Raw genomic sequence first — 16,916 nt, 5'->3', positions numbered from 1 at the left:
GGGACTAGTTCTGCTCGTAGGTGCCGTGGATGACGGCGCGGGCGATGGCCTGCCCGAAGAGGTTGAAGCCCAGGTAGGCCGGGGTGGCCCCCTCGGGCAGTTCCAGTGACTCCACCGGCAGCGCGTGCACGGCGATGTAGTAGCGGTGCGGGCCGTGACCGGCCGGCGGGGCGGCACCGATGTAGCGCTTGAGGCCGGCGTCGTTGGCCAGCGTGACCGCGCCGCCGGGCAGGTCGCCACCATCACCGGCGCCGGCGGGCAACTCGGTCACCGAGGCAGGCAGATCGGCTACCGCCCAGTGCCAGAAACCCGAGGCCGTCGGGGCGTCCGGGTCGTACACCGTCACCGCGAAACTCTTGGTTTCGGCCGGAAAACCGGACCAGCTCAGCTGCGGCGAGGTATCCGAACCACCGGCCCCCATGATCCCGCTGACCTGATCATTGGCCAGCGGCTGCCCGTCGGTGACAGATTCGGAGGTCAGGGTGAACGTCGGTAGCTTCGGCAGGCTGTCGTACGGAGATGTGCTCATGGTTCCCTCTCGTCGTGAGTCGTGCGGTCAGCAGTTCCGCAAAAAGTGTTCCAGAACGCCGGCCCCGAACTGCAGTGCGTCCACGGGTACCCGCTCATCGACGCCGTGGAACAGGGCCGCGAAATCCAGATCGGGCGGCAGGCGCAGCGGCGCGAATCCGAAGCAGCGAATCCCCAACCGCTGGAAGGACTTCGCATCCGTGCCGCCCGAGAGCATGTAGGGCACCGTGCGGGCCTCGGGGTCCAGCGCCAGGATCGCCGCGTTCATCGCGTCGACCAGGTCACCGTCGAACGTGGTCTCGTACGACGGCAGGTCCCGTTCCCAGCTGCGGGTGACATCGGGGCCGATCAACGAGTCGACCTCGCGCTCGAAGGCCTCCTTGCGACCAGGCAGCACCCGGCAGTCGATCACGGCTTCCGCCGAGGCGGGGATGACGTTGGCCTTGTAGCCGGCCTTGAGCATGGTGGGGTTGGCGGTGTCACGGAGTGTGGCCGAGACGATCCGGGCCACACCACCGAGTTTGGCGATGGTGCCGTCCAAATCCGGCGAGTTCACGTCGAAGTCGTAGCCGGTCTCCTCGGCCACCGCGGTGAGGAACTGCTCCACGGCCGGGTTGAGTACCAGCGGGAACTGATGCCGGCCCAGCCGGTCCACCGCACCGGCGATGGCGGTGACGGCGTTGTCGTCGTGCACCATCGACCCGTGCCCGGCCCGGCCGCGTGCGGTCAGCCGCATCCAGGAGAGTCCCTTTTCCGCGGTTTCGATCAGGTAGAGCCGTCGCTCGCCGCCGTCCTTGCGGGGCACGGTCAGCGAGAACCCGCCCACCTCACCGATCGCCTCGGTGACGCCCTCGAACAGATCGGGGCGGTTGTCCACCAACCAGTTCGCGCCGTAGGTACCACCGTGCTCCTCGTCGGAGACGAACGCGAACACCAACTCACGCGGCGGAACGATGCCCGAACGCTTGAAGTGCCGGGCCACCGCGATGGCCATGCCGACCATGTCCTTCATGTCGACCGCGCCGCGGCCCCACACATAGCCGTCCTTGACCGCACCGGAGAACGGGTGCACGCTCCAATCGGCGGGCTCGGCCGGCACGACGTCGAGGTGACCGTGGATCATCAGCGCGCCGCGGCCGGGGTCGGCGCCGGGCAACCGGGCGAACACATTGCCCCGGCCGGGCGCACCGGCCTCGACATACTCGGTCTGGTAGCCGACCTCCTGCAGCTGCTCGGCCACCCAGTGGGCGCACTCGGCCTCACCCTTGGTGGTTGCCGGGTCACCTGTGTTGGAGGTGTCGAATCGGATGAGCGCACTGACGAGATCGACTACCTCGTCCGCGCTGGAGGCGGGGACCGTCACAGAGTCCATTGGTACCACCGATTCACTCCGGGGCACCGGTTTGGGTCTTGGGCACCCAATCCGATAACCTTAGGCGCCCAGCCCGCGAGGCTGGCAGGTCCGAGTGGCGGAATGGCAGACGCGCTAGCTTGAGGTGCTAGTGCCCTATTAACGGGCGTGGGGGTTCAAGTCCCCCCTCGGACACGTCCGGCGACACGACTTAAGTCGGCAGTCGCCGTGACTCGCTGAAGATGCGGGTCGTAGTCGAGGCGCAGGCCCAGGCTTGCGTATACCTGAGCGCGTTCCGCCCCGGTTGCCTCACCAAGCACTGCTGACAGCCCGCCCAATTCCTCAACCAACTCGCTGATTTGTGCGGCAGTCATGACGCGAGGTCGCTCCGCTTGCTCAAGACGGACCTTCAGCTCGTCGCGCTCGGCGGTGCGGCGGCGCAATGCAACAGTCAAATCCTCAACGGCCACACCAGACTCCACGGCGGTAACCAGAGCAGCAACCTTCGCATTCGCCTCGCTGAGCTGGCGCCGCAAGGCCGCGTAGCCAGCCCCTGCTACCGGGTCCGCGTCTTGCCCGCGTGCCAAGTCGGCCGGATCGGCCAGGGTGGCGATCCATTCGTCAAGTCGCGCAGTCACCTCATCTTCACGGAGGTAGACGGTGCGCGGGTGATCACTCAGGTCCGCGGGTACCGAACGCGACTTACCGAGCTCACAACGGTAGAGGATGCGTGTTGTTCGCTTCCCGGCGCGGGCAGCGCCCTGCATCCGCCGTCCACATGCGGCACAGAACAGCAGCCCACGCAGTGCATATGGCACTGTTGACTCTCTGCTGCAAACAAGACCGGGACCCCGCCGCGCCTGCATCCGAAGACGAACAGCCTGCGCTAGTTCGTCACGGATCAGCGCTTCATGCGTGCGGCGTTCTGGTGCGATCCAGTCGGCCTCATCACGCCACCGCATACGAGTCTCATACCCCGCAGCGACATCATCGGGGTTGACCAGAACCTCGTATTTCTCCTGCTTGCCCCAAACACGGATACCGCGGTACGCCGGGTTGTCGAGTATCGCGCGGATCGCCGAATGGGACCATCCTCGTGGGTCACGATGCCGATTCCGTGCCGGGTCGTACTGGCTCGGTGACGGTACACCATCGTCGGTGAGCCGTTGCGCGATATAGCGCAGGCCCGCTCCGTCGGCGTACATGCGGTAGATCCGCTCGACGACCGAAGATGTCGCGGGGTCGGGTTCGAGGCGGTGAAGCCGCTGCCCAAGATTGGCCTTGGCAGGGTTTGGATGCGGGCCGGCATCGACGAGCCGGTAACCGTAGGGTGGTCGACCACCGAGATATCTGGCGGTGTCGTGCGCGAGTGCTGACATCGCCGTACGGACGCGCATCTGGATTCGAGCGCGCTCTCCCTTGCTCATGCCGCCGAACAGAGTCATCACCAGGTCGTGTGCCTCGGAGCCGGGATCGACCGCTCCGCCGACCTCGGGTACCCACAGGCCAACTCCGTAGTGCGTGAGGACAGGGAAGGTGAGCGCGAACTGCGGCCCGTAGAACGCACGGGCGGGTTCCCCAATCACTACGGCATCAAAGCTACGGTCCCGACAAGCGACATCAGCAAGCAGACGTGACGCCTCTGGCCTGCGCTTCCACGGCAGTGAACGGCTCTGTCCCACATCGAAGTAGTCGGCGGCGATGAATCCGCCGTGCGGAGTGATCAGGTCCATGGCACGCCGCTTCTGCCAGCTGCGGCTCGCCTCCGGGTCTTGAGCGTCCTCCGTGCTCACTCGGCCATAGAAGGCGAACCTCAGGCTCACGCCACTCCCCTCCCTGATCCAAGCATCCGGTCCCGCACAGCCATTATCACGTGTACCAGCGCGCGGTTGGCCTCGGACGGAAGTCGATATTGGTTGGGCACAACAATTTCAACACCCCCCTCTGACACCGTCGGCGCATCGGGACGAGCGTCACACCCGGAGCGAGCACGTGCTGCTCGGGACCTGTCAGCCATCGCTTCCCCCTGGCGGATCCCATTGTTGATTGCGGGCTTGGCCACGGACTTCGATCAGTCCGATGCGGCGGGTGTGGATGTGTTGGACGGCCGCGGAGTAGATGAGGGTCCGGTCGCCGAGGCTGGTGGGGCCGGCACGATCGAATTCCCATGCCACCAGATCATCGCCATCGGTGGAGTCGAGGCCGAGATCATGTTGGTGCGCAGTGCTTTTTAAACGTTGTTCACGGGTCCAGGCCGCGCGACGTTCGCGCAGCGCGGTCATCGTGGTGGAATAGCGGCGGGATTTGCTGGTGATGTGGCCCCGGTAGCCCAGGGTGTGCAGCCACCGACCGACACCGGCCAGTCCCTTATCGGCGAGTTGGCTGATGGCGGTCAGGATCGCCCGAACGTGGTCGCAGACATCGAGGTCAGCGATGGCCTCGGTGGAGATGCGTCGCGCGCTGATCCCGACGTCAGCTAAGGATTTGGTGACGTATTTCGCGAGGTAGCGAGCTACGCGGCGGCCTGGAAGAACCCCGCCGTGTGGTGAATCCTCCTGCACAGCAGAGCCGTCCGTGCCGGCGTGCCGGTTGTCGATGGGTTGGGTGTCGACTTGTGTGCCGAACCTGATCACCCGTGTCGCTGTATTTGAGGATGAGTCGGTGACCGTCACGGCCACGGTTCGAACGGCCTGTTGGATGATGGTGGCCAGTTCGGTTGCCGCAAGGGGCGCATGCCAGTCATGACCGCCAGAGTCATCGCTGTCGGGCGGGTCGAGGCGGATCAGGGCATGAATGTGCGGGATGAGCCGGGCTTGCAGTTCGACGACTTTGATGAAGCTGACCTGCACCGCATCCGGGTCGGCGCCCGAAGCACGTAGCTCTCGGCGCAGTGTGCGTCGCAGGGTGATGGTGAAGCGTCGCCACAGTTCGGGCAGGTGCCATGTGAACAGGACATGCCCGGTGTAGTCGTAGCAGTCCGCGCAGATCGGCTGTCCCGCATAGATATCACCTTCGCCGTGGGTTGTGCTGCACCACAGTGGTTTTCCATGCGGGCATCGGCGGTAGCCGCCAGTGTGGTGGTGGTCGCGACACACACGCTGCTTCTTGTCGCCTGCACGCGCGGCGGCGTGAACAGGCCCGTAGCTAGGTGCGGTGAGGGTGACGAACACCTGCGGACGATCGGCCACTGCTGCGGGGATGTTATGGTGGCCGCCGGCGGTGCCAGCGTGCACGAGCTGCCACGTGTCGCGGGCGTACAGGTCTGAGCACGATGGGCATACCTGTGCGCGGCGGTTGTTGCACCGTGTCCACACCACCCGATCGCGGCCTATCTCGTCGGTACCTCTGAGTTGGATGGGGTGGGCGCAGAAGCCAACAGATTCCGCGCGCCGCCACCACGATTCGAACCCCGTCGAGGACGCGCGGCGCACCATCTGATCCACCACCGCATTGGTGTCGATCGAGCCGGGAACCCCGGGCAACACCAGCGTGGGGGCTGTCGTTGCAGTAGTCACCGTTGACCCCGGGCGGTGTCGGTGCGCCCGCTGTTGGACTGGTTGGTTCGGGTCGCGGCACGAGGTGGCCGGAATCGTGCTGCCAGAGTGGCGATGTCGTGGTCGGCGACGTGAAATGCCCGTACCCGCACCGGTTGGGCCGTGCCATCGATCATCATGTAGCCCACACCGGGAGTGGTGTCGGGGATGTGATCGCAGTCGGCCCCCGCGTCGCGGGCGCCCTGGCCCAAAACCATGGTGGTTTGGGTGGCTTCGGTCAACCGCAACCCGATTCGCACGGTAAACAGCTGCCGCACCGGCAGGGTGTCTTTGGCCGGATCTTGCACCGCTGCCACCACCGAAATGCCGACGGCCCGGCCTTGGGAGAGCAGCAGGCCCAACAGCTGTTCAATTTCGCTGCGCACCTTGCGGTCGGTCACATACGCAGTCAGCGCGGCGATCTCATCGATCACCACCACGAATAACGGCTCAGTCGGAGTCGGGGTGTGCATGCGCGTCTTGCCCCGTAACCGATTGGCGCGGGCGTGCATCACCTCCACTAGTTGCCGCAGCAGGTACAGGGTGGTGCCAGTGGCGTCGTGGGTGAACACCGTGAACATGGGTGCTCCGGCGCCCAGTTCCATGCCGCCTTTCGGGTCGATGACGCAGAGCCGCACTTGTCCGGTTTTCACGGCGGGGGCGAGGCCAGCGATCAGTGACCACAACACTGAACCTTTCCCCGCGCCGGTCGCGCCAGCCACGAGCAGGTGGTGGCCAAGCAGAGGTAGGTGCCACCAGTGGCGGGTTTCGGTGATCCCGACCCGCACCGACCCCACATCCACCGCAGTCGCCGTCGTGGGCATGGGCAGGGCAATCGGGTCGGCCAGCACGTCGCCGCGCATCAGGGTGATGCGTAGCTCTCCGGGCGCGGTCGCGCGGATGGCGATCCGGTCGGCACGCCAGGCGGCGGCTAGCGCCTCGGATTGCTTGTGCCAATCAGCCAGGGAGTGGCCGGTGACCACTCGCAGCGCCAGGACGTCGGTCGTCTTGCCGATGCGCACCGACTGCAAGGTCGGCACCAAGGTGCGTTCGCCAAGTGTGGCGGTCAGGCCGTGCAGGGTGCACACCGATTGCCAGGTGCGGGTGTAGCGCGACCAGGTCAACCAGCGCCGCCGCACCGGCTCGGTGACCCATCCGTGAAACGATCGCGGGTCCAGCCACGCCCAGCCCGCATACGCGGCAGCGAAAGCAATACCGATGATCAGACCCGCGCGTGAGCCATGGGTAATGGCCATCGCCACGCTGGCGATGATCGGGATGCTGATGGCCGGGAACAGGACCGCCCACCACAGCAGATACCCGGCCGCTTTGAACAGTGAGAGGATGAGGTCGGTGATCCAGTCGTCGTCGTTGGATTGAGAGTTCTTGCTGTTTTTGTAGTTTGATGCCATGACAGGCGTCCCTCTGGTGAGTGAATGGTCGATAGCAGCTCACGTGCTGGGGCGCGACACCCACGAGCGCCGCGCCCCAGCAAATGGGGTTATTTCTGCGCGCGGGACGCTTGATCGCTCGGCGCAGCCGCGGGGTTGGTGGGGGTGATGGCGTCGGCACGGAACGCCACGCCGCTGCGATCACCTTGAGCCCAAGGGATAGCAACCAGACCCGCGACTGAAACAGGTTGGGTGACTGTCACTTTCGGATCCCCGGCGACGGTGACGTTGAGCACTTCACCACCGGTGTCATCCAACGCCAACAGCTGCGCGGCATACAGTGGCACGCCGGTGGCGGTGTCCACTTTTGGGCTGCCGGTCTCGAAGTTCAGCCGCGGCTCGGCCGCTCGGGTGACGATGAACCGTGTGCCTGATGTGTCGATTCTTAAACGCATTGTCCCGCTGTTCCTTTCGTGATCTGTTTGCGCCCGTTGCGGCGCTGGGCTCAGTTCACGTGGACATCGCGGACGTAGCGAGGGACGTTGGCAGGCATTGCCGACACTGCCGCAGACATTTCGGACACGACAGGGACATGCCCGTGGGCATCGGACGGGCATCACCGCCGCGGGGCGGCGGCAGTCGCATGGCAAACTAGGAACCACGCGCTGAGGATGGACAGGGATGACACGGAAAGATGTGCGCTGAGACGACGGGCGATCAGGACGGCGACGCCGAGGCCGCCACGATCCCCAACGATCGCCTCACCCAACGGCTGCACGCCAAGGGACTCTCCCCACAGAGGTTCGCCACTGCGGTGGGCGTGGATATCAAGACGGTGCGCCGCTGGCTGGCCAACATCGACTACAACGTCCGCGAGGACAACGCCCGCCGCGCCGCTAAGCTGCTTGGCTGCACACCGCACAACCTGTGGCCCAACCAGTATCCTGCCCCTACCGCGAGCGCGCTGGCGACGACGTCGCTGGGTGGTCCGTTCACCGCGACGCTGTATGCCAGCCGCACCCAGCTGCCGATCACGACGTGGCAGCAGCATTTCGGCGACGCCACCACCGGCATCGACATCCTCGTCCTGGCGGCCACGTTCCTGTTTGACACCCTCGACGGCTTCCTCGACATTCTGCTCGACGCCGCCGCCCGCGGTGTGGCGGTGCGGTTTCTCGTCGGGGATCCTGACACTGCCACCACGATCCTGCGCGGCAAGGAGGAAGGCATCGGCGAGGCCGTCATCGCCCGCTGCCGCACGTCCGTGGAGTTGCTCGCCCCGCATGCCGATACCCCGGGGCTGGATATCCGCACCCACGACACCACGCTCTACACGTCGATCTTCCGGGTCGACGACGCCATGATCGTCAACTTCCACATCTACGGCTCACCCGGGCGCAACAACCCCGTGCTTGTGCTGTCGCGCCACCACGAACCACGGCTCTGGGCCACCCTCGAAGACGCTTTCACCCAGGTCTGGGATCGCGCCAGACCGCTCAGCGCGAAAGGCTGAACCCTATGCGAACCGACTACTACAACGACCCCAACGCCCCGCTGCCCAACAGCGTCGTTCCGTCAGCCTCGGCCATCGTCACCGACGAACAGGGTCGTATCCTGCTGATCAAACGCCGCGACAACACCCTGTGGGCGCTACCCGGCGGCGGACACGACATCGGCGAAACGATTGCCGACACCGCCGTCCGGGAAGTCAAAGAGGAAACCGGGCTCGACATTGAAGTCACCGGCCTTGTCGGTGTCTACACCAACCCGCAGCATGTCGTCGCGTTCACCGATGGCGAAGTCCGCCAACAGTTCTCTCTGTCCTTCACCACCAAGGTTCTCGGCGGTACCCTGGCCATCGATCACGAAAGCACCGACATCGCCTGGACCGATCCCGACGACATCCCCAATCTGGACATGCACCCGTCGATGCGACTGCGCATCGAGCACTACCTGCAACACCGCGACAGCCCCTACCTCGGCTAACCGGCTGGGTTTACAGCCAATCGCGTACCCGTCGGACCGCCGCCAACAGTTCGTCGCGCCCCGCGTCGACCGCGCGGTGCACCGGGTCCTCGGGTCCATAGCGGCCCAACACCTCGATCAATCGATCTCGCGGTGATACCGGCGCCCCGTCCGGCCCGGTCGTCAGATCGCAAAAGGTCAACACATCCAGAACATCGCTGGGCGGATCGCTGAACGCCGCTAAACCTGACAAGCCGCGCTCGGCAGCTTCCGCGTGCGCCCCAGTATGGAACGCCACCAGGGAGGCGACCAGCTCCCGAAAACCCGCCGCCCGGGCAAACTCTGCGCCATCGAGCGGATGAAACCCGGTCCGGCGCAACGACGGTGCGTAGCCGATATCGTGCAGCCACGCCGCTGCCACCAAAGAGTCCGCTGTCTGGGCATCGAACCGCCGACTCAGCCGCTCGGCAGTCGTCGCGACACCCCGCACATGCGCCAACCGCCGCAGCTGCCCCACCAGTCGCGTCTCGGCCTCTCGCCGTGCACGCTGCGCCAGCATCCCGCTCACAACCGCCATCCTACGAGTCCCATCGCCATGGCGCAGACCCGCAACTGATGCTCAGCGGAGCCCGGGCCGCCATAGCCCGCGAGGAACCGGCGGCTACCTGCGGGCTTCGCTACACTCCCTCTGCTCCCGTCCGCTGGCGCTCCCGTCCGCGCCGCTCGCTACGCTTCGCCCTCCGTCCGCCGCCACACAAGCTTGCACACGACGACGAGCGCTGTACATCTCAACGGCCACGGCATCCTGGCACCACGACAAGCCAGGACTGTCCTCGCTCCTCGCCGCATCGAGACGCCGCGGGCAGCAGGCGCGACCAACGCCCGCCTGACCGCCGCTGGCCTGCGATGTGAGAACTTTCTTTACTGCTATCAAGTCGATGGCGGCACGTTGCCACCAGCTCGACACCGCAGCCGCCCGACTCGAACGCCACGTCGACACCATCACCGCCACCGCCGCACCCGAGCTACAGCGTCGGGCCCGACACCGCTGCCACGCTGCTGACCGCCCTCGGCGACAACCCCGCTCGGATCGGCAGCGACGCCGCTTTCGCCAAACTCTGCGGGGTCAGCCCACTGGAAGCCTCCAGCGGCAAAACGATCCGCCACCGGCTCAATTGGGGAGGCAATCGCGACGCCAACCGTGCCCTGCACGTCATCCTGGTGGTGCGCATGCGCCGTCACCAGCCCACCCGCGACTACTTCGTTCACCGCCTGGCCGAAGGCAAAACCAAGAACGAGATCATGCGCTGCATCAAGCGTACATCGCCCGCGAGATCTACCACGCCCTCCGCCAACCCAGCAGAAGAACCAACGAACTCATTGCCTGAAGAACTCATTGCCTGAAGATAGGAGCATCTGGTATCAACTCCCGAAGGGCACCCGATCCGCAATGTCCACCCATTTCGTGGCGATATGGCACCTCTGTAGATGCCATCAATCCTCCCAGGTGAGTAATGTGCAGGTGGCTAATCGTTCAGGGTCATAGGGAACGCGAGATGATTTCCTTCATCACCTCATTTGTGCCGGCGTAGATTTTCTGCACGCGCTGGTCCACCCACAATCTCGAGATGGGGTACTCGGTCATGTACCCATATCCGCCGTGGAGCTGCAAACAGTCATCGAGCACCTTCATCGCTCGCTCAGTGGTCCACCATTTCGCCATGGCGACGGTCTGGACGTCGAGTTGGCCCGCGAGGTGTAGGTCGATGCAGTAGTCCAAAAATACTCGTGCGATGCGCGTTTCGGTTGCAGCTTCGGCCAAGATGAATTTCGTGTTCTGGAAGCCGAAGACGGGCCGTCCGAACGCTTCCCGCTCACGGGTGTATTTGAGTGTCTGCTCCACGGCAAGTTCCATCGCCGCGACCGCCCCAACCGCGACGATGAGCCGCTCTTGAGGTAGCTGCGTCATCAGCTGAATGAAACCCTGACCCTCGGTCTCGCCCAGGAGGTGCGAGCGGGGCACTCTTACGTCGTCGAAGAACAACTCGGAGGTGTCTTGTCCGCGTTGGCCGATTTTGTCGAGGACCTTGCCGCGCCGGAATCCGGGTCGATCGGCTTCGGCGACGATCAGCGAGATGCCGGCGGCGCCCTGACTTGGATCTGTCTTGGCGACGACGATGATCAGGTCGGCTTGCTGACCGTTGGTGATGAAGGTCTTTGCGCCGGTGATCACGTACTCGTCACCGTCAAGAATTGCTTTGGTCTTGACACTCTGCAGATCAGAACCGGTCCCTGGCTCCGTCATGGCGATAGCACCGATCATTTCGCCTGAGGCCATCTTGGGCAGCCACTGCCTCCGTAGTTCTTCGGCCGCATACTGGAGGATGTAGTGCGCGACGATTCCGCTGTGCAGCCCTGCGCCCCATGAGCTGTCCCCGACTCGGGCTTGCTCTTCGAGTACGACGGCTTCGTGCGCGAATGTGCCGCCTCCCCCGCCGTATTCTTCGGGTATGGACATGCAGAGCAGGCCTAGTTCGCCGGCTTTGTGCCACAATTCTCGGTCAACTTGGTGCTGGTCTGCGAAACGTTGCGCATGTGGGGCCAATTCGGTCGAGAAGAACTTCGCGGCAAGGTCACGAAGCTCGAGCAATTCGGCGCTCATCCAGGGAGAAATTGATGCTGTCACAGGATTCCCTCTCGGCTGTTCAATATCAATGGGTTTGATTTCTTAGGACGTTTCGATCTGATACTCGCCGGCGGAGTGACGCGCGCGTATGGCCTTCTTGTCGTATTTCCCGACGCTTGTTCGGGGAATCTCAGACACGAAGCTCCACCGCTCCGGGATCCACCACTTGGCGACCTTGTCCAACAGAAACGCGCGCAGTCGGTCGATGTCGACCTCGGCTCCACGGTGAACCACGACCAGGGCGAGCGGTCTTTCCTGCCATTTGTCGTCGGGAACTGCCACCACCGCAGCCTCGTAGATCGCCGGGTGACCAATCAGCGTGTTTTCCAGCTCGACTGAGGAGATCCATTCTCCACCTGACTTGATGACGTCCTTCGCACGATCGGTCAGCGTGAGATACCCGTCCGGGTCGATCCGGCCGACGTCGCCGGTGCGCAGCCACCCTCCGTCGAACTTGTCCGGATCATCGTCGCCGAAGTAGGCGCCGGTGATCCACGGGCCTCGCGCCTGTATTTCACCCGCTGATCGACCGTCCCACGGCACTGTCTTCTTGTGGTCGTCACGCAACCGGATCTCGACACCGCACATCGGCCGACCCTGGCTTTCGCGCATCTCCCACGCACGGGTCTCGCCTACTCCGTGCGCTGCGCGTGCGACGGTAGCCAGCGGCGAGGTTTCGGTCATGCCCCATGCCTGCACGATAGGCACGTTGTACTTGTCTTCGAATGCCCGCATCAGCGAGACGGGGACTGCCGATCCCCCGCAGGCAACCAGCCGAAGTGAGGAGATGTCCCGGGCGGGATTCGATTCCAGGTATCGATCGACATCGTTCCAGATCGTCGGCACTGCACCGGCGATAGTCGGCTGAGTCTCTTCGATGATCGACACCAGCGGCGCGGCTTGCAGATGGCGATCGGGTAATACCAAGTCCGCACCAGACATCAACGCCGCGTAGATCAGTCCCCACGCATTGGCGTGAAACATCGGGACAATGGCCAGGATACGGTCGGCCTCGCTCACTGCCAGGGCGTTCGACGTGCAGGCGGTCAGTGCATGTAGGTAGGTCGAACGGTGGCTGTAGACAACACCTTTGGGATTTCCAGTAGTCCCGCTGGTGTAGCACATGGCCGCGGCGGAACGCTCATCGATCTCGGGCCAATCGAAAGTCTCCGGTTGCTGCGCCAGGATCTCCTCGTAACGCAACACCGTCTTCCCGCATCGCTGCAGCGGAGCGAGGTCGCCGCCCCCGGTGGCGATGACCGTATGCACCGACTCCATCGCTGGTAGCGCACTAGCCAACAATGGCGCAACCGACGCATCCACCAGGATGATCTGATCGCTGGCATGGTTGGCGATGTACGCGAGTTGCTCTGGAGCCAAACGAATGTTGAGGGTGTGCAGCACCGCGCCCATGGAGGGAACCGCGCAGTAGGCCTCGAGATGTTCTTGGTTACTCCACTGAAAAGTGGCCACCCGTTGATCTGCCGTTATTCCGAGCCCGCGCAACGCATTGGCAAGTCGGCCCGCTCGCCCCAGGACGCTACGGTAGGACATACTTCGGTATCCAATTCCGTCGGGGGTGATCACCTCGCTGTTTCCGTGAATGGAGGCGGCATGGCGGACAATTGCCGAGATTGTGAGCTGGACGTCTTGCATCGTGCTGTGCATTACGCATCGGCCCTTCAGGCGAACAGGTCTGGATGGCGACTCGCATCGCCTATGAGCGTCCCGTAGTGGGTTCTGAGCGCTTGCAGGATCTCTGCCAGCGGTAGATCGTCGAAGGCGCCTCGATCCCTCAGATATTCCATGTGTTGTGTGCCGTCACCGGCGAACCCGTGCAGCAGGGCGTCTGTGCGCCCGTCGAAATCAATTGGCGGGACGCCGAACCGTGCGCATAGCTCGCGATTGAACGCCGGAGTTGCCTTGACCCAGACACCGCAGAGATGCATGAGGCTGTATCCGTGGTAGACGAAGACGTCGGTACCGCCCATCCGCTCACGCAATGTCTCGGTCTGAAGGTGGTTTCGGACATCGGCGAACCCCAGCCGCGCTGGGATGCCTGCTGCTCGGCAGGCCGCCGTCAAGAGCACCGCCTTCGGGACGCAGTAAGCGCGGTCTGCAGTTGCGATGGTGCTGGCGCGATACGCATGCGGGTCATCGGTCACGGTGTAGGGGTCATACCAAATCGAGTCGCGGACCGCAGTGAAGATGGCTATGGCCTTCGTGGTGTCGTCGACCGCGCCGCGGGTCGCCGATGCAACGAAGTCGCGTACCGATTCATGTTGCCAATCGAGGAACTCCGTGGGCTCCAGGTAAGGCGAGTTCTCACCGCTCATCGGTGCCGCAACGTCACAGGCAGTCCGTCCACGGGAATGGGCAGCGAGGTGTTGTCCCAACGCACGTGATAGTCGTTTGGGACCGTCCAAGTGTAGGTACGCAACATCTGGTGCAGGATTGCCTTCACCTCGAGTGTGCCGAACTGCATCCCAATGCATTTGTGCGCCCCCCCGCCGAACGGCACCCAGGCGAATCGGTGCTGTTGGTCCTCGCGCCGGGGCTCATCGAAGCGCGACGGATCGAAACGGTCCGGGTCGCTCCATATTCTGCGGTCGAAGTGATTTACGGCGGGTGTGATTGCGCACAAGGTTTCACGGGGGATGTGATAGCCGTCGATGGCGACATCGCGGACGGTCTTGCGCATCACCAGCGGAACGGGCGCCAGCAGACGCAGAGCTTCTTTGAGGATCAGATCGAGGACCGTCATCCGCTCCAGTTCGTCGATATCTGGCGAATCGTGACCGAAGGACCGCGCCTCCGCCGCTGCCTTCTCCTGCCACTCAGGATGTTTAGCGAGGAAGTAGGTGACAGCAGTGGTGGTGATCGTGGAGGTGTCATGGGCGGCCATCATGAGAAAGATCATGTGGTTGATCACATCCTCGTCGGAGAACCGTTCACCGTCTTCTGTGGTCGCCTGGCAGAGGGCGGCGAATAGATCGTCGGTCTCGCCTGCACGCGCGGCCGGCAGGTGTCGGGAGAAGTAGTCCTCCAACACGCGCCGCCCATGCACGCCGGCGCGGAACCTGGTGCCCGGGAGTGGAACTCGCACAAAGGAACTCGCCGCGCGAACAGTGGACACGAACGCCTCGTTGACAGCAGCGCTCTCGTCCTTGCCGCGGCCACCCATGAAGACATCCGTGGCAATATCGAGGGTGAGATTCTTCAACAACGGGTAGATCCGGACCGACGGACCGGTCGGCCACGCGGGCACGGCTGCGCGAACGCACGGGGCCACCTGCCCGACATATCCGGTCAGGCGAGGACGCGTGAACGCCTCCTGCATGATGCGCCGGTGCATCAAATGTTCGTCGAAGCTCATGAGCATCAACCCGCGATGGAAGAAAGCATCGATCAGGAAGGACCAGCCATCTTGAGAAAAGGCCTTGGCTTCGCTTGTGAACGCCTCACGCGTTGCGTCTGGACCGGCGATGACCACCATTTTGGTACCGAATGCGCCCATCCACGACACCGAGCCCAAACGTTCGTAACGCTCCCGACTGAATTCTGAACCAAATCGGATGTAGTCGACAGTGTGCCCCAGCAACGGGAGTCCAGCGTCCCCTAGGACGGCTCTCAGCCCAGATCCGGCGGGGGCCGGCGCAAGTTCCCGGACTCTCCAGTCCCGACTCCACTGTCGCCATTTGTCATCGACGACGCGGGGGGCGGGCGCCAACAGGACAGACGTCAACCGCTCCTTGGGGTGACGCGTGATTGCGAGAAGCTGATTAGCCACGATGCCTCCTGGGCGCTCTGCTGCACGGGTATCTGGTAATAGTTTACATAGATGTGCTGAATGTCAATATTCGAACAGTTAACAGTGAAATGTTAGACACCGCCTGCGACCCGGATCATCTGCGCAGCCTCGCGCGGTTCTCACTCGGGCCGTCTAACTGAAGGCGTTCAACGTGCCTGAATAGATAATCGTGACTGCGTGGTTTGCGGGTGAGGATCCGGTAGGCAAATGTAGGCCCAGGCCAGTTCGTCGGGATCGCGCCACTCGAGGTCGTGTACCAGCTCGCGCAAAGCGCCCACACCGACCTTCGCAGCCGCCGGCTCAATCGTGTGTTGTAGCTTTGCTCGATGTCTGGCCTGACGTCGACCGTACGCCCTGGGTCACTCGCCAAAATCTTGATGAGGGCACCGACATAGCGGACCTGAGACTCGATCATGTAAATGATCGACCCGGAACCGACATTCGTGTTCGGGCCATAGAGGAGAAAGAGATTCGGGAACATCGGGACTGTAATGCCCAGGTATGCGTGCGCCTGCGTCCCCCACACCTCGTCCAGAGTCACTCCGCCCCAGCCGCGAACACGCATCGGGGCGAGGAAGTCGGTAGCGCGGAAACCTGTTCCGTAAATGACGACATCCGCGCGATGGAGTACGCCATCGTCGGTCACGACTCCCTTGTCGCAAAGCTTCGCAACCGCGTTGGTCACCAACGAGACTTCACCGTTGGCAATCGCGGGGTAGTAATCATTCGAGAACAACACCCGCTTGCACCCCGGCGCATCTGATGGCGTGAGTTGCCGGCGCAGCATTGGATCGGCAACCTGCCGATGGAGGTGGTAGCGGGCGACCGCGCCGAGAATGCGTGACAAGGGCTTCGCGTCGACCAACGTCACTGCGAGCACTTCAAAAATCAGCCATACCGCGAAACGCTCAAGACGCAGCCACAGCGGCAGAACCTTAATCAGCTGTTGGTGAAGACGTCCGTACCTGCTGTCCCACTTCGGCAAAATCCAAGGCGCCGTGCGCTGATACAGCGTTACGCGCTGTGCCTCGTGTGCGATCCGTGGCACAAACTGTATCGCGCTTGCGCCTGTCCCGATGACGGCTACTTCCTTGCCGCGCAGCGATACCGAATGGTCCCAACGCGCCGAATGAAAACGCGGCCCCTCGAAGGTGTCTTCGCCGGCAATATTCGGCGTATGAGGTCGCGAGAGCTGCCCCACGGCCGAAATCACGACATCGCACCAGATCGTCTCGCTGGATCCGGTCACCAAACGCCAACGGCCGGCCTGTTCATCGAAGGTCATCTCGACGACTTCGGTCCGCGTGCGCAAATGCAGGTCCATTCCGTCGGCCAGGACGAGTCGGCGAAGATATTGGAGTATCTCGGGCTGTTCTGCATAACGTCTCGACCAACGAGTGTTGGGCTTGTCCGAGAGTGAGTACAACGCTGACGGCACGTCGCAAGCCGCTCCTGGATAGGTGTTGTCGCGCCAGACGCCGCCGATGTCTGCAGCCTTTTCCACCATGGTGAAGTTGGTGAATCTGAATCGCCCTGGAAATCCCGGAGGCTCCTGACCTTGGAAACGAGGATGCAGGTATGCCGAAGGAACAGTGTGCCGGGAAGCCCACGGCGCGTCGTTACAGCCCGGAGGAGAAGGCCGCCGCGGTGC

15 protein-coding genes and 1 tRNA gene are annotated in these 16,916 nt (G+C 63.5%); 4 read left to right on the top strand and 12 right to left on the bottom strand.

Going from position 1 to position 16,916, the window contains the following annotated elements; translation table 11 throughout:
• Positions 1–4 precede the first annotated feature (4 nt).
• Together BKG60_RS13965 and BKG60_RS13960 are read right to left on the bottom strand one after the other, a co-directional pair.
• Positions 5–529 carry a YbhB/YbcL family Raf kinase inhibitor-like protein gene (locus BKG60_RS13965; RefSeq protein WP_070188690.1) on the bottom strand — a complete coding sequence of 175 codons (525 nt, stop codon included), beginning with the start codon at positions 527–529 and terminating at the stop codon, positions 5–7.
• A gap of 27 nt (positions 530–556) precedes the next feature.
• On the bottom strand, positions 557–1,900 hold the full coding sequence (locus tag BKG60_RS13960) for a M20/M25/M40 family metallo-hydrolase (RefSeq protein ID WP_070943303.1): 1,344 nt from the start codon (positions 1,898–1,900) through the stop codon (positions 557–559).
• 88 nt (positions 1,901–1,988) lie between these two features.
• Here BKG60_RS13960 and BKG60_RS13955 point away from each other — a divergent pair.
• Positions 1,989–2,074 (top strand) — tRNA-Leu (locus BKG60_RS13955).
• Here the strand turns inward: BKG60_RS13955 and BKG60_RS13950 are convergent.
• From BKG60_RS13950 to BKG60_RS13935, 4 genes are all read right to left on the bottom strand, one after another.
• Entirely contained in the window at positions 2,056–3,702 is a 1,647-nt protein-coding gene (locus tag BKG60_RS13950; protein WP_012394803.1) for a recombinase family protein, read from the bottom strand. The two genes, BKG60_RS13955 and BKG60_RS13950, sit on opposite strands and share 19 nt — an antisense overlap.
• 186 nt (positions 3,703–3,888) lie before the next feature.
• The gene (locus BKG60_RS13945; RefSeq protein WP_012394804.1) at positions 3,889–5,394 is read right to left on the bottom strand and encodes a replication initiator; all 1,506 of its coding nucleotides are present in this window, start codon (positions 5,392–5,394) and stop codon (positions 3,889–3,891) included.
• A complete protein-coding gene (locus tag BKG60_RS13940) occupies positions 5,391–6,824 on the bottom strand; it encodes an FtsK/SpoIIIE domain-containing protein (protein ID WP_012394805.1) in 1,434 nt (477 codons plus the stop codon). The genes BKG60_RS13945 and BKG60_RS13940 overlap by 4 nt, the downstream gene beginning before the upstream one ends.
• Before the next feature lie 89 nt (positions 6,825–6,913).
• Positions 6,914–7,258, bottom strand: a complete 345-nt coding sequence (locus tag BKG60_RS13935; protein ID WP_011893911.1) for an SCO3933 family regulatory protein — start codon at positions 7,256–7,258, stop codon at positions 6,914–6,916.
• Positions 7,259–7,497: 239 nt separating this feature from the next.
• Between BKG60_RS13935 and BKG60_RS13930 the strand changes: the two genes are divergently transcribed.
• Both BKG60_RS13930 and BKG60_RS13925 read left to right on the top strand, forming a co-directional pair.
• Positions 7,498–8,316 carry a hypothetical protein gene (locus BKG60_RS13930; protein WP_012394806.1) on the top strand — a complete coding sequence of 273 codons (819 nt, stop codon included), beginning with the start codon at positions 7,498–7,500 and terminating at the stop codon, positions 8,314–8,316.
• 5 nt (positions 8,317–8,321) lie between these two features.
• Entirely contained in the window at positions 8,322–8,789 is a 468-nt protein-coding gene (locus BKG60_RS13925) for an NUDIX hydrolase (protein ID WP_012394807.1), read from the top strand.
• A 10-nt stretch (positions 8,790–8,799) separates the two neighbouring features.
• Here the strand turns inward: BKG60_RS13925 and BKG60_RS13920 are convergent, their stop codons facing one another.
• Positions 8,800–9,336, bottom strand: a complete 537-nt coding sequence (locus BKG60_RS13920; protein ID WP_012394808.1) for an HD domain-containing protein — start codon at positions 9,334–9,336, stop codon at positions 8,800–8,802.
• Between the two features lie 356 nt (positions 9,337–9,692).
• On the opposite strand from BKG60_RS13920, the gene BKG60_RS32485 reads away from it, so the two are divergent.
• Positions 9,693–10,172: a transposase gene (locus BKG60_RS32485; RefSeq protein ID WP_078321963.1), complete on the top strand. Its 480-nt coding sequence runs from the start codon at positions 9,693–9,695 to the stop codon at positions 10,170–10,172.
• 136 nt (positions 10,173–10,308) lie between these two features.
• Here BKG60_RS32485 and BKG60_RS13905 read toward each other — a convergent pair whose 3' ends face one another.
• From BKG60_RS13905 to BKG60_RS13885, 5 genes are all read right to left on the bottom strand, one after another.
• A complete protein-coding gene (locus tag BKG60_RS13905; RefSeq protein WP_016889182.1) occupies positions 10,309–11,430 on the bottom strand; it encodes an acyl-CoA dehydrogenase family protein in 1,122 nt (373 codons plus the stop codon).
• A 66-nt stretch (positions 11,431–11,496) separates the two neighbouring features.
• Complete coding sequence (locus tag BKG60_RS13900; RefSeq protein ID WP_016889183.1) at positions 11,497–13,122, bottom strand: fatty acid--CoA ligase; 1,626 nt, start codon at positions 13,120–13,122, stop codon at positions 11,497–11,499.
• Between the two features lie 14 nt (positions 13,123–13,136).
• Positions 13,137–13,790, bottom strand: coding sequence for a transglutaminase-like domain-containing protein (locus BKG60_RS13895; protein ID WP_012394811.1), 654 nt, complete (start codon positions 13,788–13,790; stop codon positions 13,137–13,139).
• Complete coding sequence (locus BKG60_RS13890) at positions 13,787–15,244, bottom strand: cytochrome P450 (RefSeq protein WP_012394812.1); 1,458 nt, start codon at positions 15,242–15,244, stop codon at positions 13,787–13,789. Before BKG60_RS13890 ends, BKG60_RS13895 begins: the two co-directional genes overlap by 4 nt.
• A 115-nt stretch (positions 15,245–15,359) precedes the next feature.
• Positions 15,360–16,841, bottom strand: a complete 1,482-nt coding sequence (locus BKG60_RS13885) for a flavin-containing monooxygenase (protein ID WP_075909698.1) — start codon at positions 16,839–16,841, stop codon at positions 15,360–15,362.
• Positions 16,842–16,916: the final 75 nt, after the last annotated feature.

Source organism: Mycobacterium syngnathidarum (assembly GCF_001942625.1).
Classification (GTDB): Bacteria; Actinomycetota; Actinomycetes; order Mycobacteriales; family Mycobacteriaceae; genus Mycobacterium; species Mycobacterium syngnathidarum.
This window is presented reverse-complemented; position numbering and strand designations above follow the sequence as displayed.

Excerpts from the sequence above, each read along its gene's own strand:
- BKG60_RS13935 (WP_011893911.1), bottom strand. The coding sequence starts at position 7,258 with ATGCGTTTAAGAATCGACACATCAGGCACACGGTTCATCGTCACCCGA.
- BKG60_RS13930 (WP_012394806.1), top strand. The coding sequence starts at position 7,498 with ATGTGCGCTGAGACGACGGGCGATCAGGACGGCGACGCCGAGGCCGCC.
- BKG60_RS13900 (WP_016889183.1), bottom strand. The coding sequence starts at position 13,122 with ATGCACAGCACGATGCAAGACGTCCAGCTCACAATCTCGGCAATTGTC.
- BKG60_RS13905 (WP_016889182.1), bottom strand. The coding sequence starts at position 11,430 with ATGAGCGCCGAATTGCTCGAGCTTCGTGACCTTGCCGCGAAGTTCTTC.
- BKG60_RS13960 (WP_070943303.1), bottom strand. The coding sequence starts at position 1,900 with ATGGACTCTGTGACGGTCCCCGCCTCCAGCGCGGACGAGGTAGTCGAT.
- BKG60_RS13925 (WP_012394807.1), top strand. The coding sequence starts at position 8,322 with ATGCGAACCGACTACTACAACGACCCCAACGCCCCGCTGCCCAACAGC.
- BKG60_RS13895 (WP_012394811.1), bottom strand. The coding sequence starts at position 13,790 with ATGAGCGGTGAGAACTCGCCTTACCTGGAGCCCACGGAGTTCCTCGAT.
- BKG60_RS13965 (WP_070188690.1), bottom strand. The coding sequence starts at position 529 with ATGAGCACATCTCCGTACGACAGCCTGCCGAAGCTACCGACGTTCACC.
- BKG60_RS13940 (WP_012394805.1), bottom strand. The coding sequence starts at position 6,824 with ATGGCATCAAACTACAAAAACAGCAAGAACTCTCAATCCAACGACGAC.